The organism is Rhabdobacter roseus (assembly GCF_014202275.1).
GTDB lineage: Bacteria > Bacteroidota > Bacteroidia > Cytophagales > Spirosomataceae > Rhabdobacter > Rhabdobacter roseus.
The window spans coordinates 757,455-781,178 of sequence record NZ_JACHGF010000003.1 but is presented as its reverse complement, the minus strand read 5'-3'; the positions used below and the strand labels follow the sequence as shown (position 1 = coordinate 781,178).

The following is a 23,724-nucleotide window of genomic DNA, read 5'->3' as shown; positions in this document are numbered from 1 at the left end:
CTTTCTTTTCAGTCCTCCACCACCTCTACCGCATTGCCCAGGTGTATTTCTCCTTCGAGTACTACCCGCGCGGTGATGCCTCCGTGCTGGCGCATGGCGTTGTAGCCGCCCGGGCCAAGTACCTCTTCCATGCGGCTACAGGGGTGGCACTCGCCGGTGTATTCCAGCACAGCTTCCCCAATCCGAAACGTTTTGTCTTTTAGCGAAAGTAAATTGATCCCCCGTACCACGATGTTGCGGCGCACCAGCGCCGGGTCGATGGCGGCCTGGCCCAGGTACGAAGCGACGGCCCGCAGGTGCTCTTCCTGAATGAGCGTAACCTGCCGCTTGCTCTCGGGCTTGCCCCGGTAGCGGTCGCCGTCGAGGCCGGTGCCCACGCGGGCGTAGGTTTCGGTACGGGTCTGGACGGGCTGCCGCGAAGCGGGCCGTACGCCGATCCAGGTGACCTCACCCGGCTGGGCGTAGTGCTGCATGAGCTGGTGCAGGGGCGAGTCAGGAGGTAAGGTGGCCATAGGGTATTTTACAAGTTAGGCTAAGATAAAAATTTCTCTACTCAATAACCAGCCAGGTGTACCCTTCGGCGGGAATTTCTACGGGTACTTCAATTTCGTAGTTTCGGTTCAGGGTATATTCTTTGAAAGTACCCTCCTGCACCCGTACGCGGGCTTTGGTGCTGAGGCCAGTGTAGTAGAGGGGGAGTTTGATGGTGCGTATGATCTTCTCCCGGCGGGGGTTATACAGCATGGCGAGCCCTTTTTGGGGTAGCTCAGAACTTACGTGCAGGATACCGTCCCAGTCGCGGCCGTCGGGGCGGCGCAGGTGCAGCAGGTCGGCATTCAAGATCATGCGGTACTTTTTGTACCACTGCACTACCTCCTGTACGGTCCGTTTGGTGTCGTCGGTATCGTAAAGGCGCGGACCCCGGTAGCACGCCTGGATACCCGCTCCGTAGTACTGCATCATAAGCTGGCGGTAATCCTTGAGGTGCTCGTGCAGGGGCTCTAGCACGGCCTCGGGGCCGCCGCCCTGGTACTTGGTGAGGGGTACGAAGCCCCAGCCCATCGAGGGGGTTTTCTCCCAGGTACCGTCGTATATATTTTGCCGGTTGAGGATTTTCTGCTGCTCCCGCGAGAGCGAAAAGTTAACTTCCCGGTAGCCCAGGGCAATCTTGTGGGTGCCGTCCATGAAGTACCAGTCGGGGGCGTTGATGTACACGCCGCGCTCGTTGAGCCAGCGGTAGAAGCCTTTCTGCATCTCCATTTGGACCCACTGGGAGTCGGACAGGCCGCGGTGACCGGGGTGGGTGGTGGAGGCGCAGACGTCGCCGGGGTAGGGGCCGTCGTGCTCCAGGAGGTCAAAGCCGGTTTGGGAGATGAATATTTTTAGTTTTTCCAGGTAATCAATGCCCCAGCGGCTGGCCAGGCAGGGCGCGTGGCCGAAGAAAGCCCCCTTGTTGGGCAGGCCGGTTTTGGGGTCGATGACGTCGGTTTCGTCGTCGATGCGCCGACTGCTGAAGAGCGAGTACCCACCCAGCTTGATGCCCCGCTGGTGGGCGTAGTCGGCCAAGGCCTTGAATTTAGCCAGGTTCGCCGCGGAGGTATCTTCCATGTTGAGGCCGCTCCCAAAACTCAAGATCACCATTTCGTAGCCCGTCTCGACGCACTGGTCAATGGTACTTCGCACCGTAGCCGGGTCGGTGCTGATCAGGTGCATGAACATGGGGTTTTGGGTGGTCCAGGGGACTACTGTACGGTACATGCGGCGGCGGGCCAGGCCGTTGCGCTCGCGGTCATAAGAGTCGAGCAGGAGTTCTTGGGTACGGATGGAGCGAAGTACCTGGCCGGGGGGTACTTCGGCACTCATGCCAAAGCTGGGGTAGATTTCCAGCAGGCAGGGCGTATCGAAGTAGTAGTTGACCTGCGACGTGTAGCTGCTGTCGCGCTTCCAGTGGGTAGCCTGGTCGGAGAGCTCGTAGCGCATGGCGTTGTTGAAGGCGTAATTATTTTCAATATAGATCCGCTGCGGTTTTTTCATCTGCTCCGGGGTACCTACCACCGCCGACTCCTCCTCGGGTGTGGCCAGGATTTCGCTGACGACCTGCTCTACCCGAATGGCCTGCGGACGGTTGTTTTCCACGCTCACCCACTTGCAAAGTACCGGGATGTCGTCGTAGAGCTCGTAATGTACCTGTACCCGGATGCCGCGGAGCTCGGGCCGCTCCGACGCAAACACCAGCGTAAGTACCTGCCCGCCGGGCTGGTTTGGGTTCATGGTCCAGGTGGTGGGTTTCCAGGGGAAGTAGGGCCGCAGCGAGGCTACGGACAGATCGACCACCTGGAAGTCGGAAGTACTTGCGGTAAAACCCGCTACCCATTCCTCGCGCAGGTAGGCGTGCTCGGTCTGGCCGTAGAGTCCCCCGACGGCGTACGTTTGGCCGCCAATGGTCAGGCGGGCTTCGGGGCGCACCGAGCGCACCAACTGCTCGCCGGTGCTGAGGTTTTGGTAGTCGATGGTGGCGGCGTTGGGCGTGAGGCGAATCCGCCGTTTGATGAGCCCATTGGAAAGTACTACCTCTTTGCCGCCGCTACTTTGGTAGATACCCGCGGGGTACTTTTGGGTGCCGAGCAGCCAGTCGGCGGGTACTTTTTGCTGCGGGTAGGGCGGTAGCTTGGCCAGCGAGGAGGCCAGGCGCTGCGCCCCGCAGGTACTGCCCCACGTGAGCAGCAGGAGCGTAAAAAGGGAAAATTTCATGAAGAAGGGTCTTTTTGAATAAAACGCACGCCAAGTACCCGTGCGGAAAGGTACCTGAGCCGAAGACAGCTCCCCCCGGCTCAGGTACCTGGTACGGCTAGTACAGCTTCTGGTAGTACTCCGCGGCCATGCGGTCGGAGTCGAAGTACTCGCCCACGTCGTTCATGCTGGTAAGGACCATTTTTTTCCAAACGTCGGGCTTATCGTAGTAGGTAGGAAGTACCTCGTTTTCGAGCAGGTCGAAGAGATGATCCATGTCCTGCTTGTTGACGTCGGCCCCTTCGGCCACGGGCACGAGGAACGCGTTCTCGCCCGAGCGCGCAAACTCACAGATCCAGCCGTCGTAGGTGGAGCAGTTGAGCGAAGCGTTCATGGCGGCGGTCATGCCGCTGGTACCCGAGGCCTCACGGGTCACGATGGGCGTATTGAGCCACACGTCGGAGCCGTCTTTCAGGAGCTTGGAGAGGGCCAGCTCGTAGCCCGTCAGCACGGCCATGTTGGGGTGCAGGTAGCTGAGGTAGTGCAGGCGATTGAAGATCTGAATAGCCCCCTCGTCTTTGGGGTAGGGCTTACCGGCCCAGATGATCTGGATGGGGTACTTTTCGTTGCGCATGAGCCGCAGGAAGCGCTCTGCATCCCAGGTGAGCATGTCGGCGCGCTTGTAAGCCGCAAAGCGCCGGGCCCACACCAGGGTTAGTACGTTGGGGTCGAAGAGGCGGCCGGTTTGGTCGGCCACGGTCTTGAACAGCGTCGCTTTCAGCTCCTTTTTGCGGGTGGCGATGGCCTCCACGTCGCTTTCCTGGCGAGCCATTTCCAGGTACTTGTCGGCCCAGTAGTTTTTGTTTTGCGAATTGGTAATGTGCGTAATCTCGCAGATTTTATCGTAGCTCCCCCACATCTGGCGGGCCACTTCACCGTGGAGCTTGGACACGCCGTTGGCCTTGCGGCTCAGGCGCAGCGCGGCCAGCGAGTGGCTAAAGATACTATCCTTGATGCCGGTAATTTTCCGCACGGTGTCCAGCGGTACTCCCGCAAAAAAGCCCAGGCGGTCCAGAAACTGGATGTCGTGCTTTTCGTTGCCGGCTTCTTCGGGGGTGTGGGTCGTAAAGACCAGCCGTTTTTTTACCTCAGGTACTTTTTGGTACTTCTGGTACAGGTAAAAAGCCGCCGGGAGCGAGTGGGCTTCGTTGAGGTGGTACACCTTGGGCTCGTACTTGAGCTCGTCCAGCAGCCGCGCCCCGCCCGCGCCCAGCACAATGCACTGCGCTACCTTGACGGCGGCGTCGGCGTCGTAGAGGTGGTACGAAATGGCGCGCGCCTCGGCGTCATTGCCCTCGGTGTCGGTGGTCAGGAAAAACATCGGGGCGGTGTTGAACACCTCCGGGGCCAGGTAGTAGGCATGTACCCACACGTCCTTGCCCATGATATGGATCTGAAAGCGGATGGAGGTGTCGGTCAGGAAAAAGTACATTTTTTCCCGGAAGCTGGCTTTCATGCTGTTGTCGCGCTGGCGGCCCTGGTCGTAGTAGCCGTACTTCCACAACATCCCGATGCCGATGAGGTTCTGGTTGAGGGCGAAGGCGCTCTTCATGTGGGAGCCCGCTAAAAAGCCCAAGCCCCCAGAGTAGGTTTTGAGGGCTTGGTCGAGCGCAAACTCCATCGAGAAGTAGGCTACGGATTTCTTATATGTTGGGTTGGGTTTGAGCGGATGCTCGTAGGGTACTTTGAAGGTGTTTTTTACTTGATCCATGAGTAGCTGATTTGTCCGAGCTCTAAGCTACAAAAAATAATTGTACCTACTTTTTCACTCCGTGGCTATTTTCGTAGTGCCGCCGCAGCAAATCCTCACCGAAGTCGTTGGTCAGGTCGCGCACGACGGTATGAATGTGGTTGGCGTCGTTTTGGGTATTGTCAAACTCGATCAGAATCGTGGGGCCGTGGATGCGGTAGTAGTGGCCGCGGTCTTTGCCCATGAGGGGTTCGGTATCGCCCATCCAGGCAAAGTAGATTTTGTCCAGCCCGGCTTTCTCCAGCTGCGCCATCTGCTGGTTTTTCAGCGTGACGTGGTAGCGATCCAGGTATAGGCTGATGAGCTGATGAAAAAGCTGCTTTTGGGCGGCCGTCATGTCTTTCATGGCCAAGCCCTTTCCCTGCTCCAGGGTCACTTCCCGCTTGTTTTCGGAGGCAATCTCCCAGGGCGATTTATTGGACAAGATCACCACCTTCCGCTGGGCTTCGGTGAGGGTATTGAGTAGCTGAAAGCCCAAATCCTCCTCTTCGCCCAGTACCCGGCGGCCCTTCTGCGGCACGTCAATGAGCACGTGCCCCGGATTACTTCCCAGGAAACTCGGCGTGAAGGAAAGCTTCCCGTTGGCCGTGGTGTAGTGCAGCGAGATGTGGTGGCCTTCGATGCGCCAGCCCCAGGGTTCCTTTTTTGCCGGATCGCCAAAAACCAGGAAAGCGTAGTTTTCGGGATCGCGGCGGGTATCGTTGGGCGGGCGGCTCTCGAGTACCCTCAGCACGTTTTCCAGGTCGATGATGTCGGTGACGCGCTGGTAGCCCCGGTCGCTCAGTACCACTTCCACCATCCGCAGGGCGGCTTTGCGTTGCGGGGCGGTCATGCGTTTGAGGTTGAGCCCGGCCCGCTCGCGCGGTACGTAGTGCCAGTCGTAGCGGAGGGTATCGCTCAGCGGACGCATCACTTCGGCGCTCTGCTCGGCGCTGAGGGTTTTGAGGAAAGCCCGCACGGCCTGCGTCATCTGCTGGGTAAGGTCGTCAGGTGCGGCAGGTACCTCCGCCTTGGGTAGGTACTTTGTATGATTCAATCGGGGATTATCCAATCCGGGATTGCAAAAGGCGAGTGCGTAAAAGCCCAGCAGGAGCGAGGTACTTAGGATTTTCATAGTAAAAAGTAAGGTTTAAAAGTACCCCTTAAGGTACCTGGGCGGGTCGGCTTAGAGCGTGCGAATGCGGATGTTGCGGTACCAGGCTTCGTCGCCGTGGTCTTGCAGGGCTATTTTGCCTTTGGCATGGGGCGTGGCGTAGTCCCAGCTTTTGAACTTACTCTTGGCTACGTCGGCCTTCCAGGCGTCGGAGCCGTACTCGTAGGCTACCACTTTCACGCCGTTGAGCCAGTGCTCCACCTGGTTGTTTTTGACCAGGATGCGGCCTTTATTCCATTGGCCCACGGGCTTGGCCACCGCTTGGCTGGGGGCGTGCATGTCGTAGTTGGCCCCGGTTTTCTGCTTGTCGTTGATGGTTACCATTTTGCCACCGTCGTTAAAGGGTGGGTACCCTTCGTCGTCGATCACCTGGTACTCGGGGCCGGTGAAGTAGGGCGGCTTGCCGGGTACTTCCACCACCTTGTACATGACGCCGCTGTTGCTCTTGGCCGGTATTTTAAATTCAAATTCCATTTCAAAGTCCTCAAATTCCTGGTCTGTGACCAGGTCTCCGCTGCCGCCGTGGGTCATGAGCGAGCCGCCCATCACCATCCAGCCTTTTACGCCTTCTTTGCCGTAGTTGTGCCAGCCTTGGGTGGTTTTGCCGTCGAAGAGGTTCTGCCACTTGCCGGGTTTTTGGGCCCAGACAGATCCCGCCACCAGGCAACCGATCAATACTAAACATAGCTTTTTCATAGGGAGAATGCGTGATTGTATAAAGGTCATTGATTAGGGATCGGCGTTTTTTCTTTAATACAAAGTACCCTCCCATACCAATATACTTGCTCTGGCCCGTGAAGTACCTAGCGGTACCTGAATGCATCGCGTCTCGCCTTTCTTTGCCCGGCGAATAGGGAAGCGGGCCCCAAAAAGGTACTTTATAGCTCCCTCTATTGAGGATGAATTTCTACGTTCTCCTACACTTAGGTAGTTATAGTCCAATGGCACCGTCTTTTTAGGTACTTGGAAGTACTAAACCAGACAAACGATACAAAAAATATACAGTACTATGAAAAAGGTAGCAATTGTAACCGGAATATACGCTTTCATCACCATGGGTTGGCTGCTCGCCAGCTGCGACTCCAACCGCCGCGACGAAGGTGAGAAACTGGCCGAAACCGAAGAGCAGGCCCAGGCCCGCACCGAAGACGCTTACCAGCAACTGGCCGAAGCCGAAACCAAGTCGGATGTTGAAGATATTCGCGACGACCTGAAAAAGATGGACGAGAAGCTCACCAAGGAGCAGCAAAACTACTACCAACGGATGCAAAAGCAGCACCAGGATATTACCCGGCGGCTGGAAAAACTCAACGGGCAGATTGCCTCGGCAGATGCTACTAAGAAACAGCGGCTCACCACCAACCGCGACACGCTCATCCACGAAAAAGACCTGTTGGAAGCCAATATGCTCGAAATGCAAAAGCCTATGAATGACGACGAATGGCGTACCGTTGAGAGCAAACTCAAGCAACTCATCGCGGCCATTGACACGGAGCTGGAAAAGAATTTTGACTAGGCCGTAAAATAGCCTGGGTACCTAAACCCTGAAAGTAGGAAGGGGAGAAGCCAAGACTGGATTCTCCCCTTCTTTTTGTGCGTAAAGTACCTAGTCGACCGCTGTTTGCGTCGAAGGTACCTTGCTTTTAGGCCAGGCGCCGTACCATCAGGTTTTTGACGAGCTCGTAGAAAGAATGCGGTTGCATGGTGCGCCAGCCGTTAAGATGGAGCGTACCGCCAAAGTTGAGGTAGTAGTCGAGGTGGAAGCGTTTCCACTCCTGCTCGATGTGGTCGCGGAAGCAAACGGCCGCGATCCAGCCGTCCTCGACGTCCTCAAACCACTCGGCGTAGTACTCGTCGTCGGAGCCGTGGAAGTTGAGGACATTTTCCCCAACCAGAATAAACTGGTTGATGCCCGCCGCCACAAACTCGTCGATGACGTTCCGCTTGAGGTACATGATGTCGTTGTGCAGCGTGTCGTTCCACTCCCCAAAAAGCTCGATGACCACGAAGTGCTGGTCGTAGTCGGCAAAAAGTACCTTCACGTACAGCGTCTCGGAGCCGATCTCGTCCCAGAGCGGATGGATGTAGTACCCGTAGATGGTATTTTCGTAGGCATTGAGGTTATACTCACGCTGGTAAAAAGGCGACTGCTCGTCGTCGGCCGATTGGTAGTACTTCTCCCAGTTATAAAAAGGCTCTATTTCCTGCATGGTTCAGTCTGCTAGTCGTTGGCAATATACAACGGCAGCAGCACAAAAAATATTCCTGATGCCCCGAGCTGTGGCTAGGTTCAGAAGCATTATTTAGTCACAGACTTGCTTTTTATCCACCGACGGCCGTCGAACGGTTGCAAACGGACGGCAGCGAGAGCCATAAAAGCGTAATCCCATCGTTGTCTTGTTTTTGCAGGTCCATGATGACTGCTTTCATCGGTTTTTTTTAAGAAAGCCAAGAGAGATAAGGCTTGCTTCACCCCAGTCGCCCCACCAGCTCCGGCCGGGCGTCCTTTGCCTGAGGATTCATGGCCACGATGCTGTTGGTAAACTGCACCCGCACGGTGTCGCCCTCGAAGCGGCAGGTGACCGTGTCGTGGTGCGGGGACTCGATGTACTGCCAACGCATCACCAGGGTACTTTCGTCGTGCCAGGTAGCGCTGGCGGCGACCGGCGCGCTGGGAATGTTTTTTACCTTCGTCACTACGAGGTTGGGCGGCGTGCCGGGCATGGAGGTGATGCCTTGCTTCCATTGGCCCAGCCCGCAGCTTATGGGGTAGGTACCTTGTTCATCTTTTAGGGTAAAGGTACCTGCGTCTTTCCCAAACTGAAAAGAAACCGACTGCGCCTTCATGGCATTAGGCTCCAGACGGAAGGTACGGCCGGACACTTTAGCAGCCAGCGCGGGTACTTTGGAGGCAGGCAGCGGCGGGAGGTTCAGCGTGCCGAGTTTTTTCTTAAGGGTACTTGCGGCAGGTGCGTTGGCCGCGAGCGGCTGGGCTTGCATGGCCGGGAGCAGGTGCTCGTAGATGAGGTCAAGCTGGCCCTGCATACTGCTGGTTTCGCTGGTGATGGCAATGACGGCGTCCTGTTCGGGCAGCACAATGGTGTACTGGCCAAAGGCCCCGTCGCCGCGGTAGGCGTTGTGGCGGCAGCGCCAAAACTGGTAGCAGTACCCCTGTAGCCAGTCGCTGCGATCCTTGGCACCGGGGTTATCGGCGGGTACGGGCTGCTGAATCTTGAAGCTCGTGGCTTCTTCTACCCAGGCTTTGGGCAGGAGTTGCTTCCCGTTCCAGGTACCTTTTTGCAGGTACAATTGCCCAAACTTCGCCAGGTCTTCCGTCCGGACGCGCAGGCCCCAGCCGCCGGTATCGACGCCCTGTGGGTCGCGCTCCCAGTCCATGCCCTCGATGCCCAGCGGCTCGAAGAGCCGGGGCCTCAGGTACTCAAGCACTCGCTGGCCGGTCAGTTTCTGTACAATGGCCGACAGCATGTAGGTAGCGCCGCTGTTGTAGAGAAAGGTACTTCCGGGCGGGTACTTGATGGGCAGCGACAAAAACTTCCGCACCCAGTCGTCTTCCAGCCGGATGTCGGGCGTGGAGTCTTTCTCGTGGCCCACGGCCATGCTCAGCAGATCCCGCACGCGTAGCGCCGCCAGGTGTTCGCTTACCTCGCTAGGTAGTTTATCGGGGAAGAAAGAAATGACTTTATCCTCTACCGTGAGGCGACCTTCGTGCACGGCCAGCCCGATGGCCGTGGAGGTGAAGCTCTTGCTCATGGAGTACATGGTGTGCCGGAGCTCGGGGCGGTAGGGGGCCCACCAGCCTTCGGCCACTACCTGCCCGTGCCGTACAATCATAAGGCTGTGAAACTCATGCTTGCTCTGCGCCACGGCTTCCAGAAAGGCCGCGATCCCGGCCGACGAAACGCCCTGCGCCTCCGGAGAGGTACTTCGGGCTAGTGTTTGACCTGGGGGCTGCGCGAGCAGGTACTTGGGGAAGCCTAGAAACAGCCCGGCACCAGCCGTACTGGCACCGAGCTGCTTGATAAAAGTTCTACGACTGGACAGCATGACAGAGAAGGGTTAAACGGCACGAAGAGCAGGATAGGGAATGCAGCCCAAAGTACTATCTCAGGTACTTTGGGAGACTACTTGGCCGGCACGCCTTCGTAGCTTTGGCCTTGCACTTCTACCACCATGCGGCTCACTTTTTTCTGATCGTTACGCGTAAATTTGAAGGTAGCGCGCCCGTTGGCGTCAAAGGTATCGGCTTGGTTGGGTACGGGTACCAGCACGCCGCTGTATTCCCCGGCTTCGTAGTGAAGTTGTCCGCTTTTTTCGGTCAGGACAATGTGTTCGAAAGGTAAGCCATCCATTTTGTAGCGGGCTGCGTAGTCGGCAAAGCTGGCCATTTCTTTGGTTCCTTCAAAAGTACCTTCCGATACCTCCAAGCGCAGTTTGGCTACTTGGCCCGCGCCGTCTCGCACGAAGGTGACGGTGGCTTCGTTGGCCGTGAAGGTGTCGGTTTTGCCGCTTACTTCCGCAAAATCGCCCTCGTATTCGCCCGCCACGTAGTGCAGTTTACCGGCCTGCTGGCTCACCACTACCTGGCTAAAAGGTAGGTTGGAATCGTTCATTTTGAAAGTACCCACGTAGTCCTGCAAGTCGGCCGGAGCCGGTATGGTAGTGGTGTAAAGCGGAGCGGGGGTACTTGCGGTCAGTAGCACGGGAGCCGCCAGGAGCAGCGAGAGGATAATAGTTGTTTTTTTCATACGGTTGATGATTTTGAAAAATAGAGAAAAAACAGTACCCCGTAGCCAAGGTACTTTGCGCTACGAAATGTAAGCGTTTTTTTGGAATTTAAAGATGAAAAATTTGTGTTTTTAACAAAGAAATAAAACAGGCAGCCCGCAGAAAAACTTCCCACGGGCTGCCTGTTTATTGAGTCAACTGACAAAGTACCTTAGTACCCTACCGTAAAGCGGCTGCGGCTAAACTGCGGTTTTTCCAGTTCATCGGCCAGCGCTACGGACAGGTCTTCGGCGGAGATTTGGGACTGGCCCTGCTCGTCAAAAACGGGCTGCTCGGTACCAATACGGAACTGGCCCGTGCGGCCCGAAATACCGGGGTGCATCATAATGGCCGGGCTCAGGAAGGTCCAGTCGAGCTCTTGCTCCTGGCGGAGCTTGGCCAGGTAGTCGCGCGAAGAAGACGCCCCCGCCTTGTATTCTTCGGGGAAGTCGGGCGAGTCCACCAGCTGCAGGCCGGGCGCGATCTCCAGGCTACCGGCTCCACCTACCACCAGCAGGCGCTTCACGCCCGACCGCCGGGTTGCTTCCTGAATAGACTCCGAACCTTGCAGAAAATCCTGGTAGAGGTTGGGGTTGGTCCAGCCCGCGTTGAAGGTACTTACCACGGCGTCGTGGCCTTGCAGTACCTCGGCCGTGGCGTCCACGGCGTTTACGTCGCTTTCTTTTACGGTAAGATTCGGGTGCTGGGTTGTGATCTTGGTGGTGTCACGGGCAATGGCGGTCACCTGGTGGCCGCGTTCCAGGAGTTCGTTCAGGAGGCTGGTACCTACGTAGCCGGAGGCTCCTACTAGGGCAATTTTCATGGTTGCGTTTGGTTTAAGGTAGTTTATAAAATTGAAATAAAAAGTGTTACAGTTTTGGGTAAAAATTTAGCCGAATTTTTGAACAAAATCGGCCAGCGACCAGGTACCTAGTTGCTCGGCCAGCGCGCGATCGGCGTCGGCGTAGAGCTGGTCCAGGTGCTGGTTGATCTGCTGCCCCACGGGGCAATGGGGGTTAGGTGCATTCTTGCACAGGCCCAGCAAAGCGGGCGGCCGCACGAGCTCGTATACCTCCGAGAGCCGGATCTGCCGCGGCGCGCGCGCTAGGTAGGTACCTCCGTTTTTGCCTTCCTTGGTACTCACCAGCCCCGCCTGGCGCAGGTTGCTGATCTCCTTCCGCACCAGCACAGGATTGATGTTGATGCTCCGGGCCAGAAACTCAGACGAAAGTACCTCCGTTTCGGCCTTGGCGAGGAGCGTCAGGATGTGTACCGAAATAGCGAAACGTCCGTTGTTCATTACTGTAATAAATAAAATTACAGTACAAAGGTAAGTACCTATTTTAGTAATCCAAACAAAGGCTAAAAAAAAGAGCCTGCTCGGGCAAGCAGGCTCTGGGGCAAGGGGTACTTTGGAAAGGTACCTGCTAGGTACTTTTTAGGGACTACAACTCCCGAATCCAGACGTTCCGGAAGCTGGTAGGGTTGCCGTGGTCTTGCAGCTTGATGGGCCCACGGCCGTGCGGCGCTACGGTAGGGCGGCCTACGTAGGGCGTGGTACCGTGGATCTGCGTGTGATTCTGGATCAGCACGCCGTTGTGCAGCACCGTGATGTACGCCGGAATGGTCATCTGGCCGTCTTTGTTGAAGCGCGGCGCGGTATAGATTACGTCGTAGACCTGCCACTCACCGGGGCCCTTGGAGGCATTGACCAGTGGCATGGTTTGCTTATAAATCGAGCCCGCCTGGCCGTTGGAGTAGGTGCGGTTGTTGTAGCTGTCAAGTACCTGAAGCTCGTATACACCCTGCATGAAGATGCCGCTGTTGCCGCGTCCCTGGCCGGTTCCTTTCACTTCGGCGGGCGTCCGGAACTCAATGTGCAGCTGATAGTCTTCAAAATCCTGCTTGGTCTGGATGTCGCCCTTGCCGCCCACCACGGTCATGGCGCCGTCGGCTACGGTCCAGGGAGCGGCCGCGCTCCCGTCCTTGGAAGATACCCACTTGTCCAGATTCTGACCATCAAAAAGTACGATGGCATCCGAAGGGGCCGTCAGGCCCGAGGCAGCGGCGGTACTGGTACCCGGCGTTACGATGCGCGGCACGGGGTCCCACAGTTCGCTGGACTCGGGGGTCATTTTAGAAGGTTGCAGCTGAGCCTGAGCGGCCAGAGCGGAGAGAAGTACCGTGGCCAGTAATAAAGGGCGTTTCATACAGATTTGAAAGTTAAAATGATGGTAATCGGTAAGGGAAGGACAACGTGCTCATCCCGTTCGTTATCCCAAAAGTAATAGAAAAGCGGAATCTAATGTCCAAGTACCCTACAGAAGCATTTTTTACTACAGCCGCAAAAGAAAGCGGCACCGAAAAGCCAAAAGTACCCTGGGGCATACTCAAAAAAAATCGTATTTTTGGGGCCCCGATACGGCTAGGTAGTCTTCTGTCGGGTAGTGATCGTTTTCCAATTAACCTATTTTGAACAAAATATGCAATACAAAGCCAAAACCACGGTTTGGTGTCTGGTTTGCCTGGGGATGAGCTGGCTTTCGGCTTCCTTTGCCCGTGCCCAGTCCGTGTCGTTGACTGATTTGAGTGCTTTCCAAAAACCCCAGCAAAACTGGCGGATTGTGGGGAGCGTCACGGCGGATCTGACTAAAAAAGACGCCATGACGGCCAAAGCCGGTACCGGCGTACTGGCCAACCTGCCCGCCAAGCAAAAGTACGGGATGGAATACGACCTCTTTACGAAGCTAACCCACGGGGATGCCGACATAGAGCTGGACTTTATGATGGCCAAAGGCTCCAACTCGGGAATTTACCTGCAGGGGCGCTACGAAGTTCAACTCTTTGACAGCTGGGGCAAAGCAAACCCTAGTGTGCACGACGGCGGAGCCATCTACGAGCGCTGGAACGAAAGCAAACCCGAGGGTGAAAAAGGCTTTGAAGGTACCCCGCCCCGCATGAACGTAACGCGGGCACCGGGCCTGTGGCAGCACATCAAAATCTCGTTTCAGGCGCCCCGTTTCGACGGCACCGGCAACAAAATTGCCAATGCTAAGGTACTTCGCATTGAGCTCAACGGCGTAACAATCCACGAAAACGTGGAGCTGACCGGCCCCACGCGCGGCGCGATGGTAGACAACGAAGTACCCCTGGGGCCGCTCCGTTTTCAGGGTGACCACGGCCCGGTGGCCTTCCGGAACCTGGTGGTACGGAGCTACGACAAGCCCAAACCTACCTTCGTGGATCTTAAGTACGCATTTTCACAATCCAAGGTAAGCAAAGAAGAAGATTTGCCCCGCCTAAAGGTAGACCGCGAGGGCGAAGCCGCCATGATCAGCAGCTCGTTCAGTACCGTACCAAACGACTACGTGCTGCGGTTTACGGGTAAAATTAAGCTGGCCGAAGCGGGCAAGTACCGTTTCAACGGGCAGTTTGTGGGCGGAAACGGTCGCCTGAAAATCAACAACACGGAGGTACTTCCCTGGAGCTGGTGGCGGCGCTCGGTCGAGGTAGACTTGCCCGCGGGTGAGCTGCCATTCGAGCTGGTTTTTTCCAAGCAGGAAGCCGGAGCCCGCGCCTCGCTGGGGCTGACCATCGAAGGTACCGGCGTGCGCCTCACGCCGCTGCATGACGTCAGCTCGGCCTCGCTGTCGGACTTTTCCGACCCAATCTTGCTGGCTACGGCCTCGGAGCCTATCATTCACCGGAGCTTTATCAATTACAAAGGAAAAAAAGTACCCCACGGGGTATCGGTAGGGGAGCCCACGGGCATCAGCTACTCGGTAGATTTGGAGAATGGCAGCTTGTTCCGGGTATGGAAGGGAGGCTTCCTGGACGTAACGCCCATGTGGAACGACCGCGGCAACGGCACGAGCATGCCCCTGGGCAGCGTTATGGATCTTTCGGCGCAGTCGATGATCACCGCCGTGGCGGGAGCACAGGCCGCCAACTACCGCTTCCGGGGCTACGACCTGGACGCCGCCAACCGCCCTACGTTCCGCTACGAGTGGAACAACACGCTGTTTGAGGACGCCATTCGGCCCGACGGCGAAGGTACCTACCTCACGCGCACCATTCGGCCTGTAGCGGCCCAGGGCAAGCCCGCCGCTTTTACGGCTTCGCTGGTGGAAGGCACGAGCATCGAAACGAGCGCGGCCAATACCTACCTGGTGGATGGTACCTACTACATCCGGATCAACGAAGGTGGTAAGGCCACCGTGCAGAACAGCGCCGACGGCAAAAAAGCGTTGGTTATTACTACAAACGGCAATTTGTCGTACTCGCTGATATGGTAAAAAGTAAAAAGTTCTGACTCGCTTAACAGATATGATGAAGCATATAATCAAGAAAAGTACCCTGGGTACCCTGTTGGTGGCCGCGCTGGCTTCCGGCGTGCAGGCCCAGCGCGTAGCGGCCCTGCCCGCTACGGAGGAGAATTATTACAAAATGGCCACGCTACCCATTCCGGAGGGCGTGGTGCTGGAAGTAGGCGGGATGGTCTCGCTGCCGAATGGTACCCTGGCGGTTTCGACGCGGCGCGGGGACGTTTGGATGATCGAAAACCCTACCTCTGAAGGCAATCGCCCGCCCTACTACCGGAAGTTTGCGAGCGGCCTGCACGAAATCCTGGGCCTGGCCTACAAGGATGGCGCTTTGCTGATGGCCCAGCGGGGCGAGCTCACCCGGCTCATCGACCGCGACAAGGACGGCCGCGCCGACCGCTACGAGACGGTCTACGCCTGGCCCATCTCGGCGCACTACCACGAGTACTCCTACGGACCCATCCTGATGCCTGACGGCAGCATGATGGTGACGGGCAACGTAGCCTTTGGCGACGCCGAATGGTGGCTAGGCGAAAGCCGGGTACCTTGGCGCGGCTGGGCCATGCGCATCACGCCCGACGGAAAAATGGAACCCTGGGCTACGGGCATGCGCTCGCCTTGCGGCATCGGAATGGTCGACGGGGAGTTTTTCTATGGCGATAACCAGGGCGACTGGATGGGCTCCGGCTTCATCTCGCACGTGCAGAAGGGCGATTTCATGGGCCACCCCGCTGGTTTGCGTTGGGCCGATTTGCCCGAGTCGCCGGTGAAGGTACGTACGCAGGACATTTACTCCCGCGTAGATCCGCGCTCCAATCCGGTGGGTGGGCCGTACATCAAGCCCGAAAACCTGGAAGGCCGTGGTACGCCTTTCTACGAAGTAGCGCGCGAAGTACCCGGTGGCAAGACGCCCGCCGTATGGCTGCCCCACGGTATTTTGGGAATCTCTACTTCGGAGATTGTGAATATTCCTAATGACGAAAAATTTGGTCCCTTCGGCGGGCAGCTGCTGGTAGGGGATCAGGGCCAAAGCAAGATTGCGCGGGTATTTCTGGAAAAAGTAAAAGGCCAGTACCAGGGTGGAGCCATTATGTTCCGCGAGGGCTTCCAGTCGGGGGTACTTCGGATGACCTGGGGTAATGACGGCTCGCTCTTCGTAGGACAAACCAACCGCGGCTGGGGCTCTACCGGCCCGAATCCCTACGGCCTGCAACGGCTGGTCTTTACCGGAAAAACGCCCTTTGAAATAAAAACGGTGAAGGCCATGCCCGATGGCTTTGAGCTGGAGTTTACGCTGCCCGTGGATAAAAAAGCCGCCGAAGACGTCAATGCCTACGAAATCACGGGCTTTGTGTATAAGTACCACCCGGTGTACGGTAGTCCGGTAGTAGATGATAAAAACTGCGCCATTAAGGGCATTGCCGTTTCTGAAGACGGCAAGCGTGTGCGCCTGGTGGTAGACGGCCTGCGCGAGAAGTACATCCACGAGATCAAAGTACCCGGCCTGCTGGATACGCAGGGCTCGGCGCTGCTCCATAGCACGGCCTACTACACGCTCAATGCCATTCCGGACGGCGAAAAACTGGCCAACTACAAAGCCGTGAAAGCCAGCGCCAACGCCCACGCCGGACATACCATGGCCACGCCCACCACGACCTCGCCCGACGGAAAAGGAGCAGCCCCGGCCGCGACGACCAAGGTATCCGGTACCAAAATGGCCAAACGCACCACCACCATGCCCGCCGACTGGACCAACGGCCCCGACAGCGAGTTTGTGGTAGGTACCAAGCCCGGCTTGCAGTTTGACCAAACCGAGCTGACCGTAAAAGCCGGTAGCCGCGTGAAGGTAACCATGACCAACAACGACGACATGCCGCACAACTTCCTGGTGGTGCAGCAGGGTACCGCCAACGCCGCCGGAGAAGCGGCCATTAAGCTGGGCCTGAAAGGCAACGAGATGGGCTACGTACCCAACCTGCCGAGTATCCTGTACCACACGAAGCTCATCCCGCCCGGTGCCGAGGATACCATCTATTTCCTGGCCCCGACCAAACCCGGCAAGTACACCTACGTATGTACCTACCCCGGTCACTACCTCTCCATGCAGGGTACTTTGACGGTGGTAGAGTAGCGCTTCAGCCTGGGGCGGGCATAGGGTACTTTGCTTAAAAGTACCCTGCACGGGCGGCCCTGCGCATACATTTTAAAAACCAAGAGAGGAAATCCAGTGCGGATTTCCTCTCTTGAATTAGGGGGTACTTTCAAAAGAATCAAACGCCAAAAACGTCCTGCGTTGTGAGCTCAAAGCCGCTGAGGACGGACGATTGCAGCAGGTCGGATTCTTCGTGATACCCCATTTCAAAACAGAACAGCCATCTCTTGCGTTATTAAGGCCGTGCGGGTGCGGCGGGTGGTCAACGCATTATTTTCCCGGGCTTTACGTTAGTACTACGAATCCATCAGGTACTTTGATCTATGTCTTCTTTAAAAGAAACTACCTTCCTGCAGTCGGTCAAAGGTAAAGTATTGCTTGGTTTCCTGATCAGTTGCCTGGCGCTGGCCGCTTCCTGGGTGGTAAGTAAAGTGGCCTTTCGGGAAGTACTGCGCACGGTGGAGGACCTTTCTTCTCCCAACGACCGGCTGCGGCTCATCAATGAAGTATTTAAAGATATTCTGCAACTGGACCAGCTCCAGAAAGCACAGACCGTACCCGGAAAGTCGGGTAAGAATGCGTTCATGCGGCAGTCGGAGGCGCTACGGTTGAAGCTGGATACCCTGAGGTACCTGAGCGGTACCAGCTCTTTTCAGGCTAGCCGGATCGACTCGATGAAGGAAATCCTGAAAACCCGGGAAAATATTTTTGACAACTACCTGAAAGTACGGTCGGGTTTGGTAAGTAACAAGGTACTTTCGCAGCAGGTGGAGTCGCTTTCGGGGCTGATGAAAGCCAATGCTACCCGGACCGACAGTACCCTTATCAAAACGGAGAAAAGTACCACCACTACCACGATGTTTCGGGAGCCAATCGCGCCGCCCCAGGAAGAGGAAAAGAGAGGGATTCTGGGGCGCTGGTTTGGAAGTAAAAAGAGTCGAAAAGAAGAAGAAACTACCCCTGCCAACGCCCCTCATCGCTTAGTACAAAAACAGGAGGTGAAAGTAGAGGTAGATACGCTGGCGCTGGCCGAAAAAGATAGCATCATTCAGAAAGTTGGCAAGGCGATCCGGGACATTGAGACGGGGCAACGCCAACGTACCGAACGCTTTGTGAGCCGCGAGCAGGAGCTGGCCGCCGTGGGCGATGCGCTGATCGGGCAGCTGCTCACGATGATGCAGGAAGTAGAAAACGAGGTAGTGCGGCAAACCAACCTGGACAGCCGCGAGGCCCGGAGCCTGGTGAACCAAAGTGTGGGGCGCATCGAGCTCATCATGCTGGGTTTCTTTTTTCTGACGGCGCTCCTGGCCTACCTGATTTTCACAGACATTACCAAAAGCAACCGGTACCGCCGCGAGCTGGAACTAGCCAAGGAAGAAGCCGAGTACCACAGCCTGGCCAAGCAGCGGTTTTTGTCCAACATGAGCCACGAGATTCGAACGCCGCTGCAGTCCATCATTGGCTACACCGAGGTACTTAAAAGGCAAAAACAGCCGCGCCACGAAGACCTCGAAACCTTGCACCGCTCCTCGGAGCACCTGTTGCACCTGGTCAACGAGGTACTTGATTACAGCCGCATCATCTCCGACCAGTTTACCTTTGAGCAGCAGGACTTTCTTATCACCGACCTGCTGCACGAAGTGATGGATATTGTGCGGCCAGAAGCCCGCCGCAAAGGCTTGATGCTGACGCTGGAGCAGCCCTTCGAGCCAGGTACCTACCTGAAGGGGGATCCGTTTCGGTTGCGCCAAATCCTGCATAACCTGCTCAGCAATGCCGTGAAGTTCACCGAAGTGGGTGAGGTAAAAGTACGGGTAAGCCAGGAAGGTACCGATGCGCTGCAAGAGGTTAAATTTGAAGTATCTGATACGGGTATTGGCCTCACCGAAGCCCAGCAGCAGCGCATCTTCAATCAGTTTGAGCAAGCCGATGCCAGCATCGCGGGCCGTTTTGGCGGTACCGGGCTGGGACTGAGCATAGTGAAAGCGCTGGTGGAAGGGCAGGGAGGTACCATTGGCGTAGAAAGTACCTTTGGCGAGGGTACTACTTTTGCCGTTTGGCTCCCCCTGACTCCCGGCCAGACCCCCAATCCCTGTGCCGAGCAGCCCCAGGCGGTGCCTTCGGCTTTTGAGGGAAAAGTATGGCTCGTCGACGACGATCCTTTTATTTTGCAATGGTGCGCTACGGTCCTGAACGAATACGGGGTGGAGCACCGCTGCTTTGCGTCGCCCCAGGCCATGCTGGACGAACCCTGGGACGAGGAGATTACGGTGGTGTTTATGGACATGCGTATGCCCGGAATGAACGGGGTCGAGCTGTGCCAGCGCCTGCGCCAGCGGGCCGGGGCGGACGTCCGCTTCTTTGTAGTGACTGCCCAGGCCCTGCCCGAAGAGCGTGAAACGCTGCTAAAAGCGGGCTTTGACGGCTTGCTCATGAAGCCTTTCCGTACGCACGAGCTGCTGGCCCTGCTGGGGCAGACGACGGACCTTCCCGCCGAACCGAATGAACCCCCGCTGACCGAAAAAGTGGAGCTTGATCTATCGTACCTTCATGCCATGGCGATGGGCGACGAAGACCTCATCCGTGACACGCTCGCGCATTTTGCCAAGGATACCCGGGCCGACCTGGAACGACTAGGACAACTACCTACCCTCGACGGGCAAGCCGAAAGCATGGAGCTGATCCACCGCCTGGCCGGAAGGGTAGGGCAAGTAGGGGCTCGGCCCCTGGGTGCCCGGCTGCGGGCGCTGGAGGTAGCATTGCGCGCGCGTAGCCAGGAAGTAAGCGAGGCCGAATACACGGAGCTACTGCGGGAAGTAGAACGCCTCGTAAACCAGATCGAAGAGCAGGTACCTCACTCGATCTGATATTTCTCCATTTTGTAGTACAGCGTCTTGCGGTCGATGTTGAGAAGCTTGGCGGCTTTGCTTTTGTTGTAGCGTACTTCCTGCAAGGTCTTGATGATCATCTCCCGCTCGTGCGACTCCTGCATAGCTTTCAGGTCAAAATTGGTGTAGACCGGTGCCGCCGGTACAGCGGTTTGCAGGGTAGTCATCTCGTCGGGTAGGGCGTTTACGTCGGCTACTTCGCCTTTGGTGAGGAGCACCAGGCGTTTAATGACGTTGCTTAGCTCACGCAGGTTGCCGGGCCAGTCGTACTGCCGAAAAATGTCGTTGACTTCCTTGGGCAAGTCCTGGACGTTCCGTCCCAGCTCCTGGTTGGCGCGGTCCATGAAGTACTTCACAAAAATAGCCAGATCTTCCCCGCGTTCGCGCAGGGCCGGTACCTGAATCTTGAATTCGTTGAGCCGGTGGTATAAATCTTCCCGAAAATCCCCCTTGGCTACGCTGGTGAGCAGGTCGTCGTTGGTAGCGGCAATGATACGCACATTGACTTTCACGGGCTGGGTGCTTCCAATCGGGACGATGATCCGCTCCTGCAAGGCCCGCAGAAGCTTTATTTGCACGTCGTAGCCCAGGTTGCCTACTTCGTCCATGAAGAGGGTACCTCCGTCGGCGGCTTCAAATTGCCCGATTTTGTCCAGCAATGCGCCCGTAAAAGCGCCTTTTTTGTGCCCAAAAAGCTCACTGGCGGCCAGGTCTTTGGAGAGCGAGCCGCAGTCGATGGCTACAAAAGGTTGGTTGGCCCGCGGGCTGAGCCGATGGATCATGCGGGCTACGTGCTCTTTGCCCGTGCCGCTTTCGCCCTGAATGATCACCGAAAAATCGGTGGGCGCTACGAGCCGGACGTGCTCGTACAGCAAGCGCGAAACAGCGCTTTTTCCCTCAATAAAATCTTGCGTGGTGGACGGCCGCTGGGCAGGAGGCGTACTGGGCGGATTCTTTTTTTCGAGGGCTTCCCTTAACACCATCAACAGCTCCTCCGGATTGACGGGCTTCGTAATGTAGTCCAGTGCACCCTGACGCATGGCCTGCACGGCCGTACGAATATCGTGGAAGCTCGTCATGATGAGGGCCGGTGGGCGCTTGCCTTTTTCACGGAGCGTCGTCAGCAGATCGAGGGCGTTGCCATCCGGAAGCCGATAGTCGAGAAGGAGTACATCAAATTCTTTTCCGGCCTGAGCCGCCTCCTGAAAGGCCTCCAGCCCTTCTTTTATAGTAAAGCAGGGGCTAACCGTATGGCCGTGCTTGGTCAGGAAGCCACGTAGTAGCTGCGAAAAAGTAGTGTCGTCTTCTACAAGTAGGAGGTTTGCCATAGGAGTGCAAAGATATTAGGTATTTAGTAAACGAAAAAAGGCCAGAGAATTTCTCTGACCTTCTTCATTTATTGCTCGTTATAGAGCCACCTACCTATTCTACTTTATTTCCGTCTTGATCCAGCTTCGCTGTGGCGGTTTCTTCTCCTCTTTTCAGCTCTACTTCGTAGTGTTGGGCGTTGTTTTCACCCGTCACTAAGAAAGCCTGGCTTACTTCCCAACCGGTGTATGGGTCCGCAGACAGCGTTCTTTTTACAGCGTCGGGTAGGTCTTCTGGCTTAACGGCAACTTTTTCTTGATCCAGCTGTTGTACAGTCGCTACTTCGGTAGCAGGATTTATGGTGGTTGAAGCATCAACGGTGGCGAAGGCAGTTAATGCTAAGGCGATGGCTGAGATTACTAACTTTTTCATAATTAATTGTGATTATAAAGGTTGAAGTATGAAATAATTGAGTTGTATAGATTTACTACTTCATCCTATATAACTGTACCTACTTGATTTGTTGTTAATAATTAATTGTAAGTCAAGCAGTTAAAGTATTTCTCCAAAAATTTGTTAAGCTAATTTTTGGGGAAATAGGCAACACTTTGCAGAGAATTGCTTCGAAAACGGCAGCTGGCAAGGTTTTGATTTTATAAGTAACCTTTTGCCTGCAATTGGAACAGTTCGGCGTACTTCCCGTTGAGTACCAGGAGCTCTTCGTGCGAGCCGTACTCCAGGCGCTGGCCGTTTTCGAGGAATAAAATGCGGTCAGCCATGCGTACCGTAGAGAAGCGGTGCGAGATCAGCACGGCCATTTTGCCTTCGATCAAGCGGCTAAAGCGCTGGAATACCTCGTGCTCGGCGCGGGCATCCAGGGCGGAGGTCGGTTCGTCCAGTACCACCAGCTGCGCGTCGCGCATGTAGGCGCGGGCCAGCGCTACCTTCTGCCATTGCCCGCCCGAGAGCTCCTGCCCGTTCTGAAAGCGCTTGCCCAATACCTGCTGGTAGCGGGCGGGCAGGCGTTCTACTACCTCGTGGGCCAGGCTTTTCTGCGCCGACTCCGCTATAAGTACCTCATCGTCGCGGCGCTCGATGTCGCCCACGGCAATGTTGTCGGCCACGCTCATTTCGTAGCGGATGTAATCCTGAAAAATAATACCGATGCTGGCCCTCAGCTCGGCCAGGCTATACGCTTCCAGCGGCAGGCCGTCGAGCAGGATGCGCCCCTCGGTGGGTTCGTAGAGCCGGGCCAGCAGCTTCACGAGGGTTGTTTTGCCAGCCCCGTTTTCGCCCACCAGCGCCAGCTTTTCGTTGGGTTGTAGCGTAAATGAAAGGTTGCGCACGGCCCACACCTCGGTGTCGGGGTACCTGAAGCTCACGTTTTCAAACGTGATCCCCCGCCGGATGGGCCGGGGTACTTTGGCCCCCGCTGTGTTGGCTCGGATGGTAGGTTGTATTTCAAAAAAATCAAATAAGTCTTGTAAGTACAACGCGCTCTCGGCAATGCTCGAAAACCGGCCCATGATGCCCTGCAACATGCCGTGCATCCGCTGAAACGAGCCCGACAGGAACGTCATGGTACCTACCGTGATGAGACCCGCGAGCGTTTGCATGAGCACAAATACGTAGGCCCCGTAGTAAGCCAAAGTACCCAAGGCGGCCAGCAAGTACCCCCAGCCCGCCCGGCCGATGGCAATCTTACGGTTTTCGAGGTAGTACTTGTCCGAAATGGTTTTGAAGCGGTCGGTGAGGTAGTTTTCCAGGCCAAATACCTTGACCTCCTTGGCCGTTTCGGCGCTGGCCCCGATGTAGCGCAGGTAGTCGAGTTCGCGCCGCTCGGGCGTCCAGCTGCGGGTGAGGGAGTAGGTACGTTCGTTGAAGTGTGTTTCGCCCAGGAAGGACGGGATTACGGCCACGACCAGAATGAGGATCAGCCAGGGATTGAAGGCCACCAGCCCGGCCCCGAGTAGCCCCAGCGACAGGATGTCCTGCATCTGTGAAAGTACCTGCGAAAGTAGCACCGTACGGCTGGTGGTCTGGCGGCGGGCGCGTTCGAGTTTGTCGTAAAAGACGGGATTTTCAAATTGGTACAGGTCCAGCTGCGCCGCGTGGTGGACCAGGTCTACGGAGGTTTTATTGGCTACCAAATCACCCAGCAGGCTGTCGAACAGCCCGATGCAGCGGTTGAGCAGGTCAGAGACGATGGTGAGGCCCAGCTCCGCCGCGACGAGCGTCCAGAGGTACCTTTGCGCGCCGCCGGTTCCCGCCAGCCGGATGATCTCGTCGATGATCTCCTTGCCTATATACAGCATCGCCAGCGGAATCCCCGCTTTCAGAAGTCGGAAAAGGATGTTGCCCAGCGTGAGCGAAGGACTGGTAGCCCACACAAGCCGGAAAAAACGCGGGAGGTTTTGTAGGGCCGAGAAACGTTTACGGAGCGACTGGCTCGGAGGTACCTGAGTACCCAATGGATTTTTTCTCAAATAAAAAGCAGCGTGTTGGTTCTGCTACGTAACTAGGGAGAAGGGCCTAAAAGTTCGGCCAGCCCCCTGTGGCAGCTTGCTGCCACAGGT

Annotated in this window: 18 protein-coding genes; 4 read left to right on the top strand and 14 right to left on the bottom strand. The window is 56.6% G+C overall.

Annotated features, from left to right (window positions below; genetic code table 11):
• Window positions 1-8 precede the first annotated feature (8 nt).
• The 5 genes from HNQ92_RS13165 to HNQ92_RS13145 form a co-directional block, all read right to left on the bottom strand.
• On the bottom strand, window positions 9-512 hold the full coding sequence (locus tag HNQ92_RS13165) for an MOSC domain-containing protein (RefSeq protein WP_184174475.1): 504 nt from the start codon (window positions 510-512) through the stop codon (window positions 9-11).
• Window positions 513-549: 37 nt separating this feature from the next.
• Entirely contained in the window at window positions 550-2,751 is a 2,202-nt protein-coding gene (locus HNQ92_RS13160) for an alpha-amylase family protein (RefSeq protein ID WP_184174474.1), read from the bottom strand.
• A 97-nt stretch (window positions 2,752-2,848) separates the two neighbouring features.
• Window positions 2,849-4,501, bottom strand: a complete 1,653-nt coding sequence (gene glgP / locus HNQ92_RS13155) for an alpha-glucan family phosphorylase (protein WP_246440059.1) — start codon at window positions 4,499-4,501, stop codon at window positions 2,849-2,851.
• Between the two features lie 46 nt (window positions 4,502-4,547).
• Window positions 4,548-5,654: a DUF3500 domain-containing protein gene (locus HNQ92_RS13150; protein WP_246440056.1), complete on the bottom strand. Its 1,107-nt coding sequence runs from the start codon at window positions 5,652-5,654 to the stop codon at window positions 4,548-4,550.
• Between the two features lie 51 nt (window positions 5,655-5,705).
• A complete protein-coding gene (locus HNQ92_RS13145; RefSeq protein ID WP_184174473.1) occupies window positions 5,706-6,389 on the bottom strand; it encodes a 3-keto-disaccharide hydrolase in 684 nt (227 codons plus the stop codon).
• 313 nt (window positions 6,390-6,702) lie between these two features.
• Here HNQ92_RS13145 and HNQ92_RS13140 point away from each other — a divergent pair, with 313 nt between their 5' ends.
• On the top strand, window positions 6,703-7,209 hold the full coding sequence (locus tag HNQ92_RS13140; protein ID WP_184174472.1) for a hypothetical protein: 507 nt from the start codon (window positions 6,703-6,705) through the stop codon (window positions 7,207-7,209).
• Between the two features lie 127 nt (window positions 7,210-7,336).
• Here the strand turns inward: HNQ92_RS13140 and HNQ92_RS13135 are convergent, their stop codons facing one another.
• From HNQ92_RS13135 to HNQ92_RS13110, 6 genes are all read right to left on the bottom strand, one after another.
• Window positions 7,337-7,903, bottom strand: a complete 567-nt coding sequence (locus tag HNQ92_RS13135; protein WP_184174471.1) for a hypothetical protein — start codon at window positions 7,901-7,903, stop codon at window positions 7,337-7,339.
• A gap of 259 nt (window positions 7,904-8,162) precedes the next feature.
• Window positions 8,163-9,758 (bottom strand): serine hydrolase domain-containing protein, encoded by a 1,596-nt coding sequence (locus HNQ92_RS13130; protein ID WP_184174470.1) that lies wholly within the window; start codon window positions 9,756-9,758, stop codon window positions 8,163-8,165.
• 77 nt (window positions 9,759-9,835) lie between these two features.
• Window positions 9,836-10,459: a hypothetical protein gene (locus HNQ92_RS13125; RefSeq protein WP_184174469.1), complete on the bottom strand. Its 624-nt coding sequence runs from the start codon at window positions 10,457-10,459 to the stop codon at window positions 9,836-9,838.
• 191 nt (window positions 10,460-10,650) lie between these two features.
• On the bottom strand, window positions 10,651-11,301 hold the full coding sequence (locus tag HNQ92_RS13120) for an NAD(P)-dependent oxidoreductase (protein ID WP_184174468.1): 651 nt from the start codon (window positions 11,299-11,301) through the stop codon (window positions 10,651-10,653).
• Between the two features lie 66 nt (window positions 11,302-11,367).
• On the bottom strand, window positions 11,368-11,778 hold the full coding sequence (locus tag HNQ92_RS13115; RefSeq protein WP_184174467.1) for an Rrf2 family transcriptional regulator: 411 nt from the start codon (window positions 11,776-11,778) through the stop codon (window positions 11,368-11,370).
• Between the two features lie 145 nt (window positions 11,779-11,923).
• Window positions 11,924-12,688 (bottom strand): 3-keto-disaccharide hydrolase, encoded by a 765-nt coding sequence (locus HNQ92_RS13110; protein ID WP_184174466.1) that lies wholly within the window; start codon window positions 12,686-12,688, stop codon window positions 11,924-11,926.
• A gap of 273 nt (window positions 12,689-12,961) precedes the next feature.
• Here HNQ92_RS13110 and HNQ92_RS13105 point away from each other — a divergent pair, with 273 nt between their 5' ends.
• From HNQ92_RS13105 to HNQ92_RS13095, 3 genes are all read left to right on the top strand, one after another.
• Entirely contained in the window at window positions 12,962-14,773 is a 1,812-nt protein-coding gene (locus HNQ92_RS13105) for a 3-keto-alpha-glucoside-1,2-lyase-like domain-containing protein (protein WP_184174465.1), read from the top strand.
• A 31-nt stretch (window positions 14,774-14,804) separates the two neighbouring features.
• Complete coding sequence (locus HNQ92_RS13100; RefSeq protein ID WP_246440053.1) at window positions 14,805-16,931, top strand: plastocyanin/azurin family copper-binding protein; 2,127 nt, start codon at window positions 14,805-14,807, stop codon at window positions 16,929-16,931.
• A 344-nt stretch (window positions 16,932-17,275) separates the two neighbouring features.
• Window positions 17,276-19,819 (top strand): hybrid sensor histidine kinase/response regulator, encoded by a 2,544-nt coding sequence (locus HNQ92_RS13095; protein ID WP_184174464.1) that lies wholly within the window; start codon window positions 17,276-17,278, stop codon window positions 19,817-19,819.
• On the opposite strand, the gene HNQ92_RS13090 is transcribed toward HNQ92_RS13095, so the two are convergent.
• From HNQ92_RS13090 to HNQ92_RS13080, 3 genes are all read right to left on the bottom strand, one after another.
• Complete coding sequence (locus HNQ92_RS13090; RefSeq protein WP_184174463.1) at window positions 19,807-21,168, bottom strand: sigma-54-dependent transcriptional regulator; 1,362 nt, start codon at window positions 21,166-21,168, stop codon at window positions 19,807-19,809. The genes HNQ92_RS13095 and HNQ92_RS13090 overlap by 13 nt on opposite strands.
• A 94-nt stretch (window positions 21,169-21,262) precedes the next feature.
• Window positions 21,263-21,580, bottom strand: coding sequence for a hypothetical protein (locus tag HNQ92_RS13085; RefSeq protein ID WP_184174462.1), 318 nt, complete (start codon window positions 21,578-21,580; stop codon window positions 21,263-21,265).
• Window positions 21,581-21,801: 221 nt separating this feature from the next.
• Complete coding sequence (locus HNQ92_RS13080) at window positions 21,802-23,634, bottom strand: ABC transporter ATP-binding protein (RefSeq protein WP_221307439.1); 1,833 nt, start codon at window positions 23,632-23,634, stop codon at window positions 21,802-21,804.
• Window positions 23,635-23,724 lie beyond the last annotated feature (90 nt).